This is a genomic window from Aeromicrobium sp. REDSEA-S38_B2 (genome assembly GCF_001628525.1).
Classification (GTDB): domain Bacteria; phylum Actinomycetota; class Actinomycetes; order Propionibacteriales; family Nocardioidaceae; genus Aeromicrobium; species Aeromicrobium erythreum.
Genome location: NZ_LUNH01000056.1, coordinates 19,316 through 36,483 on the forward strand (window position 1 = coordinate 19,316; position 17,168 = coordinate 36,483).

The following is a 17,168-nucleotide window of genomic DNA, read 5'->3' on the forward strand; positions in this document are numbered from 1 at the left end:
TCCCCCGGCTCTGGAGGAATTCTTCTCGTGACGATCTCGCCCGAACGCCCCCTGCTCCCCGTCGTCCCGCTCACCGGCGACGTCGAGGGCTGCTCCCCCACCGCCCCCTGTGCGTCCGGCCGCGCGGCCATGACGTGTCTCTACCGCTGCGGCGACGCGTGCTCCCACGACGCGCCCAACACGTCGTCGAACGAGACCTTCGCCGACGTCATGGCGCAGGTCGCCAGCCGCCGCGGCGTCCTGCGCGCCGGTGCCGTCATCGGTGCCGCCACGGCCGCCACCGCCGCGTTCGCCGGCCCGGTGGCCGCCGCCCCGGTCAGCCTGCCCTCCGCCCAGCGCGGCCCCGCGTCGACGACCGCGAAGAAGGGCCCGTTCGGGCTGCGCTTCCGGCCCGTCGCCCCGAACACCGCCGACGCCCTCACCGTGCCCGAGGGCTACACGCAGGACGTCGTCATCCGCTGGGGCGACCCGCTGTTCAAGGACTCGCCGCGCTGGTCGCCGACCACGCAGAGCGGTGCCGCGCAGCGTCGCCAGTTCGGCTTCAACAACGACTTCCTCGCCCTGCTCCCGCTCGCACGCGGCACGCAGCTGCTCGTGGCCAACCACGAGTACACGACCGAGGAGATGATGTACCCCGGCTACGACCCGGCCAACCCGACCAAGGAGCAGGTCGAGACGTCGTGGGCCGCGCACGGCCTGTCCGTCGTCACGGTGCAGGAGACCCGCTCGGGCTCGCTGAAGCCGGTCGTCGGCCACCGCCTCAACCGGCGGTTCCACACGCAGTCGCGGTTCGTGCTGACCGGGCCCGTCGCCGGGCACGCGCTCGTCCGCACGAAGGCCGACCCGAAGGGCCGCACGGTGCTGGGCACGCTGAACAACTGCTCCGGCGGCACCACCCCCTGGGGCACCTGGCTGACCGCGGAGGAGAACTTCAACCAGTACTTCGCCAACGCCGCGCAGGTCAGCGACCCGACGACGGCGCAGCGCCTCGCCCGCTACGGCGTGTCCGGCAACGCCACGACCCGCCAGTGGGAGAAGTTCGACGAGCGCTTCGACCTGACCGTCGAGCCGAACGAGGTCAACCGCTTCGGGTGGATCGTCGAGATCGACCCCTACGACCCGACGTCGACCCCGCGCAAGCGCACCGCCCTCGGCCGCTTCAAGCACGAGGCGGCGCAGCCGCGCATCACGAAGGACGGTCGCGTCGCGGTGTACATGGGCGACGACGAGCGCTTCGACTACCTCTACAAGTTCGTGTCGCGCGACAAGGTCAAGAAGGGCACCTCGCGTGCGGCGAAGCGCCACAACGACACGCTGCTCGACCACGGCACGCTCTACGTCGCCCGGCTGACCGGTGACTCCCCGTCGGCGCAGATCGACGGCTCGGGCACGCTGCCGAAGGACGGCGAGTTCGACGGCTCGGGCGCCTGGATCCCGCTCGTGAGCGGCGACCGCTCGTTCGTGCAGGGCTTCACCGCCGAGGAGGTGCTCCTGTTCACGCGCCTGGCCGCCGACCAGGTCGGCGCCACGAAGATGGACCGCCCGGAGGACGTCGAGCCGAGCCCGGTGAGCGGCAAGGTCTACGTCGCCCTGACGAACAACTCCAACCGCGGCGCGTCCGGCAAGGCCGGCCCCGACGAGGCCAACCCGCGCAAGGCCAACAAGAACGGCCACGTGCTGGAGCTGACGGAGCGTCGCAACGACAGCGCGTCGACCCGTTTCGAGTGGAACCTGCTGCTCGTCTGCGGTGACCCGAACGACGCGTCGACGTACTTCGGCGGCTACGACAAGTCGCAGGTCTCGCCGATCTCCTGCCCCGACAACGTCGCGTTCGACCGGCACGGGAACCTGTGGATCTCCACGGACGGCAACGCGCTCGGCTCGAACGACGGCCTGTTCGGCGTGGCGGTGGAGGGTCGTGACCGCGGCCTGACCCGCCAGTTCCTCACGGTGCCGTTCGGTGCGGAGACCTGCGGTCCGGTCGTGCAGCGCAAGCGCGTCCTGGTCTGCGTCCAGCACCCGGGCGAGAAGGACGGCGCCACCGCGGACGCGCCGGCGTCCCACTGGCCCGACGGCGGCACCTCCCTGCCCCGTCCGGCGATCGCCCTCGTCCGACGCAAGGACGGCGGCGACATCGGCGCCTGATCTCCCACCGGCGCCGAGCACGACGCCCCGCCCGGGTCACGGGCGGGGCGTCGTCGCGTCAGGGGGCGAGGGTCGGGACTCAGCCCAGGCTGCGGCGTGCTGTCGTCATCTGGTGGCAGACGACGGCGGCGACGAGGGCGGCCGTGCCGAGCGTCGCGAGGGCGTGCGCGCCCAGCAGCGCGCCCTCGGGTGCGGAGAAGACGGCCGACGTCAGCGCGGCACCGCCGACCAGCGACGCAGCGGCCGCGGCGTGCACCAGCGGGGTGCGCTGCTCGGAGGCGACCGTCGCCCACGCCTGGTAGCAGATGCCGGCGACGACGAGGGCCGCCACGACGAGCAGGACGCGGCCCGGCAGGACGAAGCCGTCGGGCCACGGGACGTCGCCCAGCACGTCGGTGACGTAGAGCGCCAGCACGACGAGCTCGGCGAGGGCGGGCACCACGAGGCCGGGTCCGATCTTCATGGCCGCGACCCTACCCACCCCGCCCGCCGACCCCGCAGCCCTGGCCCCTCACCGCGTTCTGCGGACCTGGTGACGGTTTGTCCGGCGGAAACCGTCACCAAGTCCGCAGAACGCGGAGATCGGGGGATCAGGACTCGAGGGTGCGGCGGTAGCGCTGCATGCCGGCGACCCAGCGGTCGGGGTCGGACGCCTTCTGGGCCCACATCGTGGCGACCTCGGGGTGGGGCAGGGCCTGGAAGCGGCCGGCCTCGACCGCGTCGAGGATCGTGGCGGCGACGTCGGACGCGTCGAGCGCCTCGCCCGCCGACGTGACCGCCCGCATGCCGAGACGCGCGTCGGTGTCGGTCGACGTCTCGCCCTCCTCGAGCATCGCCGTGCGCACGCCCATCGGGCAGGCCGTCGTCACCTGGACGCCGCGGTCGCCGTAGGTGGCCGCCAGCCACTCGGCGAAGCCGACGGCGGCGTGCTTGGTCACCGAGTAGGTGGGCGAGCCCAGCTGGGTCAGCAGCCCCGCCGCCGACGCCACGCTCACGAAGCAGCCCGCCGGGCCGTCCGTCGCGCCCCGCTCCAGCCACTGCGGCACGAGCGCCCGCGCCGCCGCCACGTGGGCCATGACGTTGACCTCCCACGACGCCGCCCAGTCCTGCGGCGACGCGTCGAGGCCGAAGCCCTGGAAGACGCCGGCGTTCGCGACGTAGAGGTCGACGGGGGCCGGCGACGTCTGCAGCACGGCGTCGACGCCGATCTGCGCCGTCACGTCGGCCGCCCGGTGCAGCACCCGCTCGCCGAACTCCTCGCCCAGCGCCGAGGCCGCGTCGGCGAGCCGGTCGCCGTCGAGGTCGGCCAGCACGACCGAGGCGGCACCGCGCTCGAGCAGCGCCCGCGCCACCGCGAGGCCGATGCCCCCGGCCGCGCCGGTGACGACGGCGGTCGCGCCCTCCACCCTCATCCGCGAGCCGCGTACTTCTTCAGCTCGGCGCGCGCGAGCGAGGCCTTGTGCACCTCGTCGGGCCCGTCGGCGAAGCGCAGGGTGCGGATGCCGGCGAACATCTCCGCGAGCGGGAAGTCCTGGCTGAGGCCGCCGGCGCCGTGCACCTGGATGGCCTTGTCGAGGATCCACTCGACCGTCTGGGGCGTGGCGATCTTGATCGCCTGGATCTCCTTGTGGGCGCCGCGGTTGCCGACGGTGTCCATGAGCCACGCGGTCTTGAGCGTCAGCAGGCGCAGCTGCTCGAGCCGCACGCGCGACTCGGCGATCCAGTCCTGCACCACACCCTGCTGGGCGATCGGCTTGCCGAACGTGGTGCGGCTCAGCGCCCGCTCGCACATGTACTCGACGGCGCGCTCGGCGATGCCGATCGAGCGCATGCAGTGGTGGATCCGGCCGGGCCCGAGACGGGCCTGGGCGATCGCGAAGCCCTCGCCCTCGCCGCCGATGAGGTTCGACGCGGGCACGCGGACGTCGGTGAACCGCAGCTCGGCGTGCCCGCCGTGGTCGCGGTCGTGGTAGCCGAAGACGTGCATGCCGCGCACGACCTCGAGGCCCGGGGTGTCACGCGGGACGAGGATCATCGACTGCTGGCGGTGCCGCTCGGCCGACGGGTCGGTCTTGCCCATGACGATGAAGACCCGGCAGTTGGGGTTCATCGCGCCGGTGATCCACCACTTGCGACCGTTGATGACGTACTCGTCGCCGTCGCGGACGATCGAGAGCCCGATGTTGGTCGCGTCGGAGGAGGCGACGTCGGGCTCGGTCATCGCGAACGCCGAGCGGATCTGGCCGTCGAGCAGCGGACGCAGCCACTGCTCCTTCTGCTCGGGGGTGCCGAACATGGTCAGCACCTCCATGTTGCCCGTGTCGGGCGCGGCGCAGTTGAGCGCGGCCGGCGCGAGCTGGATGGAGCGGCCGGTGATCTCGGCGAGCGGCGCGTACTGCAGGTTGGTCAGGCCGCCCTCCTCCGGGTGGCCGGCCAGGAAGAAGTTCCAGAGCCCGCGCTCGCGCGCCTGCTCCTTCAGGCCGTCGAGCACGGCCGGCGGGTCCCAGCGGTCCTCGGCGTAGAGCGCCTCGATCTGCTCGGCGGCCTCGGCCTCGGCCGGGTAGACGGCCTCGTCCATGAAGGCCTCGAGCTTGGCGATCAGCTCCGTGGTGGTCTCGTCGAAGGCGAAGTGCATGTCAGGCCGCCGCCATCACGTAGACGACCTCGGCGATGCAGACCGGCTTCTCGGCGCCCTCGCGCTCGACGACGAACGTGATGACGGCCTGGGTGCCGATCGGGATGTCGCTGGTCTCCTTGAGCGTCGCCGTCGCGCGCAGCCGCGAGTCGACCGGGACCGGGTTCGGGAAGCGCACCTTGTTGGCGCCGTAGTTCACGCCCATCGCCAGGCCGTTGACCGCGTAGATGTTCTCGGAGAAGACCGGCAGGAGCGACAGCGTCAGGTAGCCGTGCGCGATCGTGCCGCCGAACGGCCCCGACGCGGCGCGCTCGGGGTCGACGTGGATCCACTGGTGGTCGCCGGTGGCGTCGGCGAAGGTGTTGATCTGCTCCTGCGTCACGGTCACCCAGTCGCTGGTGCCGAGCTCCTGCCCGGCAGCTGCCTTGAAGTCGTCGAGACTGTCGAACACGCGGGCCATGGGACTACCTCCGGGACAGGTCGCCCTCGGGCGACGACTAAGCGCTTGCTTAGTTCGCAGCCTAGACGACCTCGTCCGCTTTGTGCACCCCTGCGACCTACGTCAGGACGCGCGCGACCACGGGCACGAGCGCCAGGAGGGCCGCGACCACGACGACCGTCGTGTCGCGCGGGGTCCACGGCACGCCCTGCGCCCAGGTGCGCCGCGTCGCGGTCGCGAAGCCGCGGGCGTCCATCGCGATCGACGTCCGCCCGGCGTCGCGCAGCGCGGCGGCCAACATGGCGAAGGTGACCGACCCGGCGTGCCGCACCGCCGACACCGGACCGTGCGGACCGGTGCCGCGCACGCGGCGGGCCCGGAGCACCTGCTGCAGGGTCGCGCCGAAGCCCGACACCCGCTGCAGCGACGCGACGAAGGCGGCCACGGGCCGGTCGGGCAGGTGGAGGCGCTGCGCGAGCTCGTCGCCCAGGTCCGACAGGTCGACGAACGCGACGACCACGGCACCCGGCCACGCGAGCACCAGGATCCGCAGCGCGGCCACCGGCGCATGGTCGGGGTTGCCGAGCCGCCAGGCGGAGTACGCCACCAGGCCGGCGGAGACGCCGCACAGCGCGAGGCAGGCCAACGGGTAGCGCCACGACGGCAGGACGAGCAGGCCCGCCAGCGCCCAGGCGCCCGCCGCGGCGACGGCGGACGGCAGGTCGCGGACGGCGAAGGAGCCGATCAGCGCGGCCAGCCCGATCCACAGCAGCGCCAGCGGGTTCGTCTGCGCCAGGGTGCGTCTCATCGGGCCACCTCCACCCGGCCGGGTGCCAGGTCGACGACGTCGGCGTCGTGGGTGGCCGTCGCGACGACGGCACCCTGCCCCGCCGCGGCGAGCGCGAGCCCGACCACGGCCGCCCAGGTGTCGCGGTCCTGGCCCACGGTCGGCTCGTCGAGCAGCACCAGCTCGGGCCGGTGCGCCACGGCCGTCAGCATCGAGACGCGTCGCTGCTCGCCGCCGGAGAGCCGGAAGGGGTGGGTCGAGGCCAGCGCACCGAGCCCGACGACGTCGAGCAGGGCGTCGACGTCGACGGTGCGACCGGTCCGCCCGGCGGTCAGCGCGACCTCCTCGCGCACCGTCGCGGCGACGAACCCGTGCTCGGGGACCTGGGACGACCAGCCGACCTGCGCGGCGAGCTCGCGGCTGCGGAGCCGGTGACGCGACGGGGACACCCGCCCCGACGTCGGCTCGAGGAGCCCGCCGAGGGCGGCGAGCAGCGTCGACTTGCCGGCACCGCTCGGCCCGGTGACGGCCGTGAGCCGGCCCGGGTCCAGCCGGGCGTGCACGCCGTCGAGCGCACGGGTCCGCGTGACGCCGCGCATCGACCGACTGGTCAGCTCGACCACGAGGTCCTGGGCCACGACGGGGGTCGCCGGGCCAGCCGGGGCCACGAGGCGCGGGTCGACCTCCAGGGGCCTGAGGGCGGGCAGGCCGGGCATCCAGAGTCCGAGCCGACCCATGGCCTCGACGTGGTCGCGCTCGAGCACGTCGGGAGCGACGTCGGCCAGGAGCGTGCCGTCGCGCCCGAGCACCAGCACCCGGTCGACGAGGTCGAGCCACGGGCCCATGCGGTGCTCGACGACGAGCAGCGTGGCACCGCGGGCACCGACGGTCGCGCGCACCGCCTCGCGCACGGAGGCGGCGTGGTCGGGGTCGAGCATCGACGTCGGCTCGTCGAGCAGCAGCACGTCGGGCGCGACGGCCAGCGCGCCGGCGAGCGCCAGGCGTTGCAGCTCCCCGCCGGAGAGCGCCGCCGTCGGGTGCTCGCGGCCGTACGGCAGCCCGACGTCGGCCAGCGCACGGTCGACACGGCTCCAGATCTCCGGTCGGGGCAGGGCGCGGTTCTCCGGGCCGAACGCGACGTCGCGACCGATCCGCTCGGCCACCACCGCGTCGCCGGGTGCCTGGGGCACGAAGCCGACGACCCCGCCGACCTCCACCGAGCCGGTCAGGTCGCCCGACAGCGTGGTGCCGAGGGCGCCGACGAGGGCGTGGAGCAGCGTGGACTTCCCCGCGCCGCTCGGGCCGAGGAGCATCACCCGCTCGCCGGGGTCGACGCGCACGTCGAGGCCGGTGACCACCGGCTCGCGACGCCCGAGCGGGCGCCAGGTCAGGCCCTCGACGCGGACCTGACCTGGCTCGAGGTGGCTCAGACCGCGGTCCGCTCGTGCAGCTCGCGACCGGGTCCGAAGGCGTCGAGCACCCCGGCGCGGGCCAGCGCGCGCACCAGCAGCCACCCTCCGGCACCGGCGACGACCGCGCCGGAGAGGGCGAAGAGGCCGAGGTGGATCAGGCGGTCGGTCCCGGAGAAGACGCCCTCCCAGTAGGCGAACCACTCGTAGACCGAGCCGAAGGCACCGGCCCCGGCCCCGGCCAGGACGGCGACGCCGAGCGAGAACCGTCGGTACAGGAACAGCGCGAGGACGAGCTCGGCGCCGAGTCCCTGCACCAGGCCCGAGGCGAGGACGCCCAGACCCCACTCGGTGCCGCCCGGGACGAGCGCCGACACCGCGGCGGCGGCGAGCTCGGTCACGAGCGCCGCGCCCGGGCGGCGGACGATCAGGCCCCCGACGACACCGGCGAGGAGCCAGGGCCCGGCCAGCACACCGACGGACGGCGGGAACGAGAAGACCGCCAGGGCACTGATGCCGCCGTAGGCCTTCCCCCAGACCCAGAAGGTGACGCCGAGGGCGACGGCGAGCGTCGCGATCGTGACCAGGTCGACGGTGCGGTACCGCAACGACGACCCCAGGTCGGTGGACGGACGCGTGGATGCAGAACTACTCATCGTGACTCCCTTCGCCGGTGCTAACCGGAGCAGGTTCAAGGGTCTGCGGCTGTTCCGCACTCTCAGCGCCCTCTGCGGGTGGCGCTCCCCTGTCGTTGGTGAGGTCCACCCTAGCGTCGTCGCGCCTCGGGCGGCGCGCCGAGCCAGGTGTTGGTCACCGCTGCCACGACACGCGCCGGCGTCGAGCATCGCTGCCGTGCGAGCTCGGCCTCCACTGCGTCGTCGAAGACCTCGAGGGAGTCCTCGGCGCCCAGCAGGAGATGCACGGTCCGGCGCTCGTCGGGGCCGATCGGCGTGGTGGAGCGCAAGGGCCAGTCCTGGGCGAGATTGCGCAGGTGCGGAGCGCCCTCGTGCGCCTGCTCCAGTCGCCGCCTCGCCTCCTCCTCCGTGCCGACGACGATCGCAGGCTCCAGCGCGTCCTCGTCGGGGCCCAGCTCGACGACCCACGCACTCCATGTGGTCATCAGCCACCGCACTTCAACGTGACGCGGTCCGGGTAGACCCGTGCGTAGTAGGTCTTCCCGCCGAAGACGACGGTGCCGAGGGTCGTACTTCCCCACCCGCTGCTCTCGTCGCTGACGCAGGCAAACCCTACGTTCTTCTGTTGAAGCGACGACTGGCCCGCGTTCGCCGCCGTCTTCGTGCCTTTGAGCTTCCACCAGATGAAGGACTTGTAGCGCATGTCCGTCGAGTGTCGGATGCTCGTCACCGCCGTCGTGCACTTCGTCTGCGGCTTGGTCCCGACCTTGCCATCCGAACGGATGCGGATCGGAGACGGATAGAGCCTGCACGGACCGTACGCGACCCCAGCGGCCGCCACGCGTCCAGACTCGAGCCCGTCCAACAGTCGTTCGGCCTCGGCTGGATCGCTCGCAGCGACGTACCGCCCATCCGTGGCGGTAGCTCGCGGCACGAACTCGCTGTCCGTCAAGTCGTCGCTTCCGTCAGCCTGCGCTGGGACGAAGGCGGCCGGGCCCAGTACGAGGATGCCGGCCAGCACCGCCGCAACGCCTCTACCGTCAAGACGTCTCATGGTCTCCCCCTGTGTTGATCGATGGACCACCTCGACCGTAGACCGACACCGTCGCGCGACGCCACGAGCAGCGTCGTGGATCGCACGGACGGACGACGGGCGCCCGGTCCGTGGTGGACCGGACGCCCGTCGGCGTGCTCAGCGCGTCAGCGGATGCGCACCCCCTTCGTCGCGCTGGTGCTCCCGGTGAAGGAGCCGTCGCCCACGTAGACCGTGCGGACCGACAGCGTGCCCTTCGTCCTCGGCGCCTTGAGCGTGGTCACGACCGTGCCGCCGGACAGGCGCACCGTCTTGGCCCAGGTGAACGACTTGGCGCCCGGCGCCTTGACGTACACCCGCACCGAGCCCGACGGAGCGACGCCCGCCACGGTCGGCGAGACCGTCGCGCGCACCCGGTACGTCGCGCTCCGCTTGACCGACGACGTCGCGTTCGTGACCGTCGTCGTCGCGCGCTTCACCACGGTGACGTCGGCCGTGGCCGTGCCGCTCGCCTCGACCTCGTCGGTGCCGTCGAAGACCGCGCTCACCGTGTGCGAGCCGACCTTCAGCGTGGCCGGGAGCTCGAAGCGTCCCGTGCCCTGGGCGTCGAGCCTGACCGTCACGGGCGTTCCGGCGACGGTGACCGTCACCGTGCCCTCGTCGGCCCCGGCGACCGCCACGGCACCCTTCAGCGGGTCGCCGAAGGTGCTCTCGGCCGACGCCATGACCAGCGCGATCGTCGAGGCACCCTTGGTGAGGGTGAACGAGACCGCACCCGACTGCGACGCCTGCGCGGTCGCCGTCTTCGCGAGCGACGCCACCAGCTCGTGCGAGCCGGCCTTGAAGCCGGGCACCGCGAGGGTGGCCGTGCCGCCCTCGACGACCGACGTGCCGAGCACCGTGTCGCCGTCGGCGAAGGTGACGGTGCCGCCGTCGCCGCCCGTGACCGTGGCCGTGAGCGTCACGGGCTGGTTGATCGCCGGGAGCTCCGGGTCGATCGCCAGCGCCGTGGACGTCTCGGTCAGCACCTCGAGCGAGCCGGTCGACGTGAGGCCGTAGCCCGCGCCGACCGCCTTGACGGTCGCCTCGCCGATGGCGGCGTCGGCCGGGACGGTCGCGCTGAGCACGGCCTTCCCGGAGGGGTCGGCGATCGCGGTGCCGAGCGTGCTCGAGCCGAGCGAGAACGTGACGCCCTCGCCGGACCGGTAGCCCGACGCCGTCAGCGTGACCGCACCACCCGGGGCGGGCGTGGGGTCGTCGACCGTGACGGCACCGACCTCGGTCGAGCGCGCCAGCTCCTCGCACGGGTCGCCCTGCGCGCCGACCGGCGGCAGCGCCGTGGCCGAGCCGGTGACGCCGTCGTCCTCACGGACCGTGAGGTAACCGAACGCCTTGGCACCCATGACCGCACCGGAGGTGTTGATCGCCGAGACCTTCACCGCGGTGCTCGCCGACGTCGACGCCAGGCTGTCGCCGAGGATCGACCCGGTGACGACCTTGCACGTCTCGCCGGGCGCGAAGGTGACCTTCTCCATCGCGATGCCGGCGCGGCCCGAGGCGGAGCCCAGGACGCTGACGTAGGCGACGACCGGCTTGGTCGCCGGCTGGGCGAGGTAGACGCCCACGTCGGCGGTACCGGCCGAGGCGCCCTCCTCGACGGCGGTCGCGAAGACGTTGACGGTGTTCTCCTTCTTCACCGTCGGCGTCCCGAGCGAGGACGACTCCCACGCGAGGTCGGACAGGTACGCCGCCCCCGTGGTCGTCGCGTCGGCGCCCGTGGCCGCGGTCAGCCGCACCTCGCGCACGTCGGACACGTCGAGCCCGGCGTCCTCCAGCGTCGAGGTCGGCACGTTCACCTGCTGCAGCACGATCTTCTTGAGCACCGTCGTCGTCGAGTCCGACGGCGCCGGCAGCCGCACGAGCGCGTACGGGTTGAGCGCCGAGACCTTCGACGACCACGTCGCGCCCGAGCCGTCCTTGACCGCCAGGGTCAGGTCGGTGCCGGTCACGACGGTCTCGTCGGCGGCCACCTTGAGCGACAGCCGGTCGAAGCCCGTCGCGTCGCGCTTGGCCTTCGGCACCGTCACCAGCACGGCTCCCGTGTCGCCGGTCCAGGTGAACCGGGTGACGGGGGTCGCGGGCACGTTGCCGCCGTTGCTGGCGGGCGTCCAGTGCGGCACCTGCGACGACGCGAGCGTCGAGCAGGCGGGCGCTGCGGCCGGGATCGTGCGTCCGGTCAGGCTCGCGCACGGCTGCGCCGTGGCCAGGCCCGAGGTGCGCACGAGCGAGCTGGTCGACTCGAACGACGTCAGCGTCGAGCGCGCCGAGGAGGGCGCAGTCGTGACGGTGCGGACGTCGGCGTTGCCGACGACCTCCGGGCGCGTGCCCGAGCCGTCGAACATCGGCAGGAACTGCTTCTCGGCACCGAGCGTGAGCCGGAACCAGCCGGCCATGTACGCCGTGCCCAGGTCGTACTGGGCGTCGGCCGACAGGCGGATCGACGTGGCGGCGACGGCCGGGACCGGACCACAGGTCTGGTTGGTCGACGTGGCGCCCCAGTCGTCGCTGACGCCGGCCGGGAACTTCCCGGGCGTCCAGACGGTGTTGAAGAAGTTGTGGTTCGCGCCCATGACCCAGGTGCCGGCCCGCAGCGCGTCGTCGTCGAACGCGTAGCGCGAGTCGTCGAGCATGTGCTGACCCTGCTGGTTCGACACGTCGCCGTCGCAGTACGGCAGGACGACGTTGAGCGGCACGTTCGGCACCGTCATGCGACCGAAGTCGACGGGCGCGAGCGGCAGGAGGCTCTTGATGCCGAACGGCTCGTCGAGCGCCGCGTTCAGCGTGGCCGCCGAGGTGATGCCCTCGCCACCGCGCGAGTGACCCATGAGACCCACGTCGGACAGGTCGAACCGGCCCTGCAGGTCGGCCGCGGTGAGCGGGTCCTGCAGCGCGTCGTCGAGGGTGACGTCGAGGTCGCGGGCGTCGTCGTGCAGCGTGACCGGCTGGCCGGCGTCGGCCTTGCGCAGCAGCGACAGCGTGTCGAGGACGAGCTGGCCGCGCGCCTGCGCACCCTGGTCGGGCGAGCGCGGGTTGTCGTTGGCGTTCACGGCGTTGGCCGAGATCGAGATGACGGCGTAGCCGTGGCTCGCGAGGGCCTGGCCCGTGCCGTCGTACCCGGCGTAGCTCGGGATCGACAGCGGACGCGTGCCGGAGCACGGCCACGCGAGCGACGCGCTGGAGCTGCCCTCGGCGTAGCAGGTGGAGTGGCGCCCGTGCAGCAGCAGGACGACCGGACGCTTCCCGCCCGTCTTGGGCAGGTAGAGACGCCCCTGCATCTCACCGCGCACGCCGCCGATGTTGGCGAGCGCGACTGACTGGGTGCCGAAGTCGTAGTCGGCCTGCGTGTACTCGTAGGTGCCGGTCGACGCGGGGTTCGCGTCGAGCGTCTCCAGGGTCGCTGGGTCGGCGAGGTCCTCGGGCTGCGCCACCTCGCCGGTGCGCTCCGCCTTCGCGGAGGCACCGCGGCTCGCCCAGCCGGCCTCGACGCTGGACGCGTCGGCGACGGCGGGGTCGCTGGTCAGCACGGTGAGCGTGTCGCCCTTCAGTGACTCGGTGGCGATGCCGATGTCCTTGCCGTCGACGACGAGCGTCGGGGCGTCGTCCTTGACGGGCAAGGGGGTGTCGAGCTCGAGCGTGACGGCGTAGCCGCCCGGAGCGCGTTCGACGCTGAAGTCAGAGCCCGACGCCACGGTGGCGCCGATGGCGCTCGTGGTGCCCAGGGCTCCCAGGAAGGTCGCGGTCAGGGTGGCGGTCAGCAGACCGCCGGCGACCCGTCGCATGGATGCGTGCACAGGTGGTGTCTCCCTCGTGACGAGCGACCGCGCTCAGGGGGTGGCACGGCTCGCGCGCCCAGCCTGGAGGCGCTGCGTTTCATGCAGGACGCGTCCGACCACCCCTCGACGTTACATTTGTTGCGACAGCGAACAATTTCGTGACGATGTGAGGAAAACGCCCCGAACCGTCCGGCGGCCTGCTACTCGTGGGGAGGGGGCGCTGGCAGGCCCGATCGCCCTCAGGCGGGTCCGACGAGGTCGGTGCGGCCGAACATCTCCGCCGTCTGGCGAGCCGTCGGGTGCCCGGCGTCGGGGTCGGCACCCGCCTCGAGGAGCGTCCGCACGACCTCGTCCTCACCCTTGAACACGGCTCCCGCCAGCGGGCTCTGCCCCCGGTCGTTCAGGGCGTCGACGATCGCGCCGCGCTGCACCAGCGCGGCGACGGTGTCGGCGTGGCCGTGGTAGGCGGCGAGCATGAGCGCGGTGTTGCCCGACGCGTCGGTCAGCTCGACGGGGACGCCGGCGTCGACGTGCGCCGCGAGCCGCTGCGTGCGCCCTTCCCGTGCGTCGTCGAGCAGGGACTGCGCGAGCTCGACCGCACGCGGGTCGAGGGGGGAATCGTCGGGGGTGGCGCTCATGGCGCGACCGTAGGACGGACGCGACGTCCGCGCATCCCGCTCCCGGTCCCACGGGGACGGCCCCAGCGGCTTCTGGCCAAACCGCCGGGGTCGTCCGTCCGGGGCTTACCCGCCTGCAGCAGGTTCACGACCAGCTGTCGTCGAGCGCTCCGAACCCCTTCCGGGCGACCTGCTCGGCCACCTCGCGCAGCTTGACGTTGCGGTCCTGGGAGTAGCGGACGAGCACGTCGAAGGCCTGCTCGGAGCTCAACCCGAACCGCTCGACCAGCCGCCCCTTGGCCTGGCCGATCACGTCCCGGCTCGCGAGCGCGGACTCGAGGTTGTCGACCAGGTCGGCGCCGCGCACGGCCACGGCCACGTGCGCCGCCAGGGCCAGACCCGCGTGCAGGTCGTCCTCGTCGAAGCCTGCGACGGTGTCGGAGTACATGTTCATGCACCCGAAGGTGTCCCCCGTGGTGAACAGCTGGACGCACAGCATGGACCGGAACCCGAGCCGCTCCGCCGCCACCCGCGACCACCGGGGCCAGCGGTCCTCCTCGCGCAGGTCGACGCTGCGGACCGTCTCGGACTGGTGGATCGACTGCACGCAGGGACCGTCCTGCAGCTCCACCTGCAGGGCGTCCGCCTGCTCGACGCGCTCCCCCGTGGACGCCTCGGTCGTCACTCGGCCCCCCGCGTGGACGACCGAGACCCCGGCCTCGTCGCACCCGCCCACGAGCCGCGGCGCTGACCGGACCGCGGTGAGGACGGTGTCCCTGAACCCTGACTTCGCGCTCATCGAGCGAGCGAGGTCAGCGAATTGTTCCCAGTCCTCGACGGCCACCCTCGGGACTCTTCCAGTCAGGAGGCGCTCTGACAAGAGCCGCTCCCCGCGGGGGACCACGCGCCTAGGCTGGCCGCATGTCCGTCGCGAAGAACCTGCTCCTGGTGGCGATCGACGCCCGCACCGGCCGGGTCCGCGTGGTGACCCGCACGGTCGAGGCGGCGCTCGGGGGCGCGGCCCTCATCGACCTCGTGCTCCTCGGCCGGCTCCGGCTGGAGGGCAGCGGGCGCAAGGCTCGCGTCGAGGTCGTCGACCGCACCCCCGTCCCCGACCCGGCCCTGCAGCAGGCCTTCGAGCGCGTGCGCGAGCAGGGACGCCAGACGCCGAAGTCGACGATCGCCCGCCTGGGGCGGCGCCAGCGCGCCGTCGTGCTGCGTGACATGGAGGCTGCGGGGACGATCCGGCGACAGCGACGCCTGGTGCTCGAACGGTACGACGTCGCCGACGTGGTGCAGCGCGACGACCTCGTCGGCCGGTTGCGCGCCGTGCTGCTGCAGGAGCAGCCCGCCGACGAGACCACCGGGCCGCTGGTGGGCCTCCTCCTGGCCACCGGCCACCTCGGCATCGCCGTGACCGACCGGCGCGAGCTGAAGGTCGCGAAGGAGCGGGCCAAGGTCGTCGCCGAGGGCGACTGGGCGAGCGAGGGCGTCCGCGGGGTCCTGCAGGACGCGCAGAACGCGATGACCGCCGTGCTGACGACCGGGGCCGTGCTCAGCGCGATCAACCCCTGACCGCCACCGCCCGACCGGTCGTCGGCCCGCACCCGCCAGGGCGGTCGGGTCCATGAGGGAGGATGTGGCCATGGCGTCCGTCCGCACCCCCGACCCGAACCCCGGCTGGCTCTCCGAGATCGCCCTCGAGGAGACCCGCTCCCGGGTGCCGATCCTCTACGTGGAGGGCATCCCCGTCCGGGTCGACTCCCACGGTCGCGTCGAGCACGTGGGGCTGCTGCTCCGCGGCTCCGCCACCACCGGCGCGATGAGCCGCACGTTCGTCTCGGGCCGTGTGACGCACGGCGAGTCCGTGCGCGACGCGCTGCTGCGCAACCTCGAGAAGGACCTCGGGCCCACCGCGTTCCCGCAGCTGCCCTCCTCGATCGTCCCCTTCACGGTCGCCGAGTACTTCCCGCTGCCAGGCGTCGCCCCGCTGCACGACGCGCGCCAGCACGCCGTCGCGCTCGTCTACGTCGTGCCGGTCACCGGCGAGTGCAACCCGCGCCAGGACGCGCTCGAGCTCACTTGGATGACGCCGCAGGAGGTGCTCAGCCCTCTCGTGCTCGACGAGATGGAGGGTGGCCGCGGCACCCTCGTGCGGCAGGCGCTGGCGTACCTCGGCGCGCTCGACTGACACCCGACCCGGTCGCGCGGCTCCGTCGGTCGGGGCCCACCATGGAGCGGTGGCGTCCCCGAACCGATGGCTGATGCTCGCGGTCGGCATGCTGGCGCAGGTCTCCGGCACGGTCGCCGCCAACGCGGCCGTCGCTCTGATCCCCTTCCTCACCCGCGACCGCGGGCTGACCCTCGGCCACGCCGGGGCGCTCGCGTCGGCGTCGCTGCTCGGCACCACCGTCTCCCTCGTGGGGTGGGGCGTCGTCGTCGACCGGTGGGGTGAACGGCTCACCCTCACCCTCGGTCTCGTCGTCACCACGGTGGGGAGCGCCGCGGCGGCGTTCGCGGACGGCTACCTCCCGCTCGCCGCCTGCTGGTTCGTCGCGGGCGTGGGCGTCGCCAGCTCCAACGCCGCCAGCGGTCGGCTCGTCGTCGGCTGGTTCCCGCCGGAACGTCGCGGCACGGCCATGGGCATCCGGCAGGCCGCACTGCCCCTCGGGGTCGGGCTCGCCGCCGTCCTGGTCCCGACCCTCGTCGAGGCCACCGACCTGCGCACCACGCTGCTCACCATCGCCGCGATCGACGCCGCGACCCTCGTGGCCTGCGCGGTGCTGGTCGTCGACCCGCCCCGCCGGGCCCGCGCCGAGGCCCTGCGCGACGGCGAGACCGCCAGCCCGTATGCCGGCGACGCGTCGCTCCTGCGCATCCACGCAGCGTCAGCCCTGCTGGTCGTGCCCCAGTTCACCGTGTGGACGTTCATGCTGACCTGGCTGATCGCCGAGCGCGGCTGGTCCGCGCCGGCCGCGGGCGCGCTCGTGGCCGTCACGCAGCTGCTCGGGTCGGCGGGACGCGTCGGCGTGGGATGGTGGTCCGACCGGGTCGGCAGCCGCATGGGACCGATGCGCGTCGTCGCGCTCGGCGCCGCCCTGGCGATGCTGGCGCTCGGCCTGCTCGAGCCGACACCGCTCGCCGTGGTGCTCGTCGTCGTCGCCAGCGTCGTCACCGTCGCCGACAACGGGCTCGCGTTCACCGCCGTCGCGGAACGAGCCGGACCGTGGTGGTCGGGCAAGGCGCTCGGCGTGCAGAACACCGGCCAGTACCTCGTCAGCGCCGCCGTGCCGCCCGTGGTCGGCGTGCTCATCGCCGCCGCCGGGTACGGGTGGGCGTTCGGCCTCGTCGCCGTCCTCCCCCTGCTGGCCCTCCCCCTCGTCCCCACCGAGCGCCGCCCCCCGGACCGGGCGTCCGAGGTCCGCCCCCCTCCGCTGGTCGAGTAGCGGCCACGCGCGACGAAGGAGCGCCGTGGCCGCGTATCGAGACCACCCGGCAACGGCCCAGCGCGGACCAGCCCCCAGCGACAGCTCCGGATGGTCTCGATACGTCTCCGCCAGCTCCTCCGTCGCGGCGTCGACTACTCGACCAGCGGTAGCGCTGGTCGAGTAGCGGCACGCGCGACGAAGGAGCGC

Annotated in this window: 16 protein-coding genes and 1 riboswitch; of the genes, 4 read left to right on the forward strand and 12 right to left on the reverse strand. The window is 73.2% G+C overall.

Annotated elements, in window-relative coordinates; translation table 11 throughout:
• The first annotated feature begins 27 nt into the window (after positions 1-27).
• Positions 28-2,145, forward strand: a complete 2,118-nt coding sequence (locus A6Q81_RS12115; RefSeq protein WP_286690598.1) for a PhoX family protein — start codon at positions 28-30, stop codon at positions 2,143-2,145.
• Positions 2,146-2,224: 79 nt separating this feature from the next.
• Here A6Q81_RS12115 and A6Q81_RS12120 read toward each other — a convergent pair whose 3' ends face one another.
• The 12 genes from A6Q81_RS12120 to A6Q81_RS12175 all read right to left on the reverse strand — a co-directional run bounded on the left by A6Q81_RS12120 (position 2,225) and on the right by A6Q81_RS12175 (position 14,332).
• Positions 2,225-2,608: a hypothetical protein gene (locus A6Q81_RS12120; protein WP_286690599.1), complete on the reverse strand. Its 384-nt coding sequence runs from the start codon at positions 2,606-2,608 to the stop codon at positions 2,225-2,227.
• Between the two features lie 127 nt (positions 2,609-2,735).
• Positions 2,736-3,557, reverse strand: coding sequence for an SDR family oxidoreductase (locus A6Q81_RS12125; RefSeq protein ID WP_286690600.1), 822 nt, complete (start codon positions 3,555-3,557; stop codon positions 2,736-2,738).
• Positions 3,554-4,780: an acyl-CoA dehydrogenase family protein gene (locus A6Q81_RS12130; protein WP_286690601.1), complete on the reverse strand. Its 1,227-nt coding sequence runs from the start codon at positions 4,778-4,780 to the stop codon at positions 3,554-3,556. The genes A6Q81_RS12125 and A6Q81_RS12130 overlap by 4 nt, the downstream gene beginning before the upstream one ends.
• Position 4,781: 1 nt before the next feature.
• The gene (locus A6Q81_RS12135) at positions 4,782-5,240 is read right to left on the reverse strand and encodes a MaoC family dehydratase (RefSeq protein ID WP_067853399.1); all 459 of its coding nucleotides are present in this window, start codon (positions 5,238-5,240) and stop codon (positions 4,782-4,784) included.
• Between the two features lie 97 nt (positions 5,241-5,337).
• A complete protein-coding gene (locus tag A6Q81_RS12140; protein ID WP_286690602.1) occupies positions 5,338-6,027 on the reverse strand; it encodes an energy-coupling factor transporter transmembrane component T family protein in 690 nt (229 codons plus the stop codon).
• A complete protein-coding gene (locus A6Q81_RS12145; protein WP_286690603.1) occupies positions 6,024-7,346 on the reverse strand; it encodes an ATP-binding cassette domain-containing protein in 1,323 nt (440 codons plus the stop codon). Before A6Q81_RS12145 ends, A6Q81_RS12140 begins: the two co-directional genes overlap by 4 nt.
• A gap of 86 nt (positions 7,347-7,432) precedes the next feature.
• The gene (locus A6Q81_RS12150; RefSeq protein WP_286690604.1) at positions 7,433-8,071 is read right to left on the reverse strand and encodes an ECF transporter S component; all 639 of its coding nucleotides are present in this window, start codon (positions 8,069-8,071) and stop codon (positions 7,433-7,435) included.
• Positions 8,061-8,172, reverse strand: a riboswitch (TPP riboswitch). It overlaps the preceding gene by 11 nt.
• A 9-nt stretch (positions 8,173-8,181) precedes the next feature.
• Complete coding sequence (locus tag A6Q81_RS12155; protein WP_286690605.1) at positions 8,182-8,535, reverse strand: hypothetical protein; 354 nt, start codon at positions 8,533-8,535, stop codon at positions 8,182-8,184.
• Positions 8,535-9,104: a hypothetical protein gene (locus A6Q81_RS12160; protein WP_286690606.1), complete on the reverse strand. Its 570-nt coding sequence runs from the start codon at positions 9,102-9,104 to the stop codon at positions 8,535-8,537. Before A6Q81_RS12160 ends, A6Q81_RS12155 begins: the two co-directional genes overlap by 1 nt.
• A 146-nt stretch (positions 9,105-9,250) precedes the next feature.
• A complete protein-coding gene (locus A6Q81_RS12165; protein ID WP_286690607.1) occupies positions 9,251-12,934 on the reverse strand; it encodes an Ig-like domain repeat protein in 3,684 nt (1,227 codons plus the stop codon).
• Between the two features lie 221 nt (positions 12,935-13,155).
• Complete coding sequence (locus tag A6Q81_RS12170; RefSeq protein ID WP_286690608.1) at positions 13,156-13,554, reverse strand: ankyrin repeat domain-containing protein; 399 nt, start codon at positions 13,552-13,554, stop codon at positions 13,156-13,158.
• 124 nt (positions 13,555-13,678) lie between these two features.
• Positions 13,679-14,332, reverse strand: coding sequence for a GAF and ANTAR domain-containing protein (locus A6Q81_RS12175; RefSeq protein ID WP_286690609.1), 654 nt, complete (start codon positions 14,330-14,332; stop codon positions 13,679-13,681).
• A gap of 122 nt (positions 14,333-14,454) precedes the next feature.
• Between A6Q81_RS12175 and A6Q81_RS12180 the strand changes: the two genes are divergently transcribed.
• The 3 genes from A6Q81_RS12180 to A6Q81_RS12190 all read left to right on the forward strand — a co-directional run bounded on the left by A6Q81_RS12180 (position 14,455) and on the right by A6Q81_RS12190 (position 16,979).
• Positions 14,455-15,108, forward strand: a complete 654-nt coding sequence (locus A6Q81_RS12180; RefSeq protein WP_286690610.1) for a GOLPH3/VPS74 family protein — start codon at positions 14,455-14,457, stop codon at positions 15,106-15,108.
• A 70-nt stretch (positions 15,109-15,178) separates the two neighbouring features.
• Positions 15,179-15,724, forward strand: a complete 546-nt coding sequence (locus A6Q81_RS12185; RefSeq protein WP_067853374.1) for an NUDIX hydrolase family protein — start codon at positions 15,179-15,181, stop codon at positions 15,722-15,724.
• Positions 15,725-15,773: 49 nt separating this feature from the next.
• Positions 15,774-16,979, forward strand: a complete 1,206-nt coding sequence (locus A6Q81_RS12190; protein ID WP_286690611.1) for an MFS transporter — start codon at positions 15,774-15,776, stop codon at positions 16,977-16,979.
• Positions 16,980-17,168: the final 189 nt, after the last annotated feature.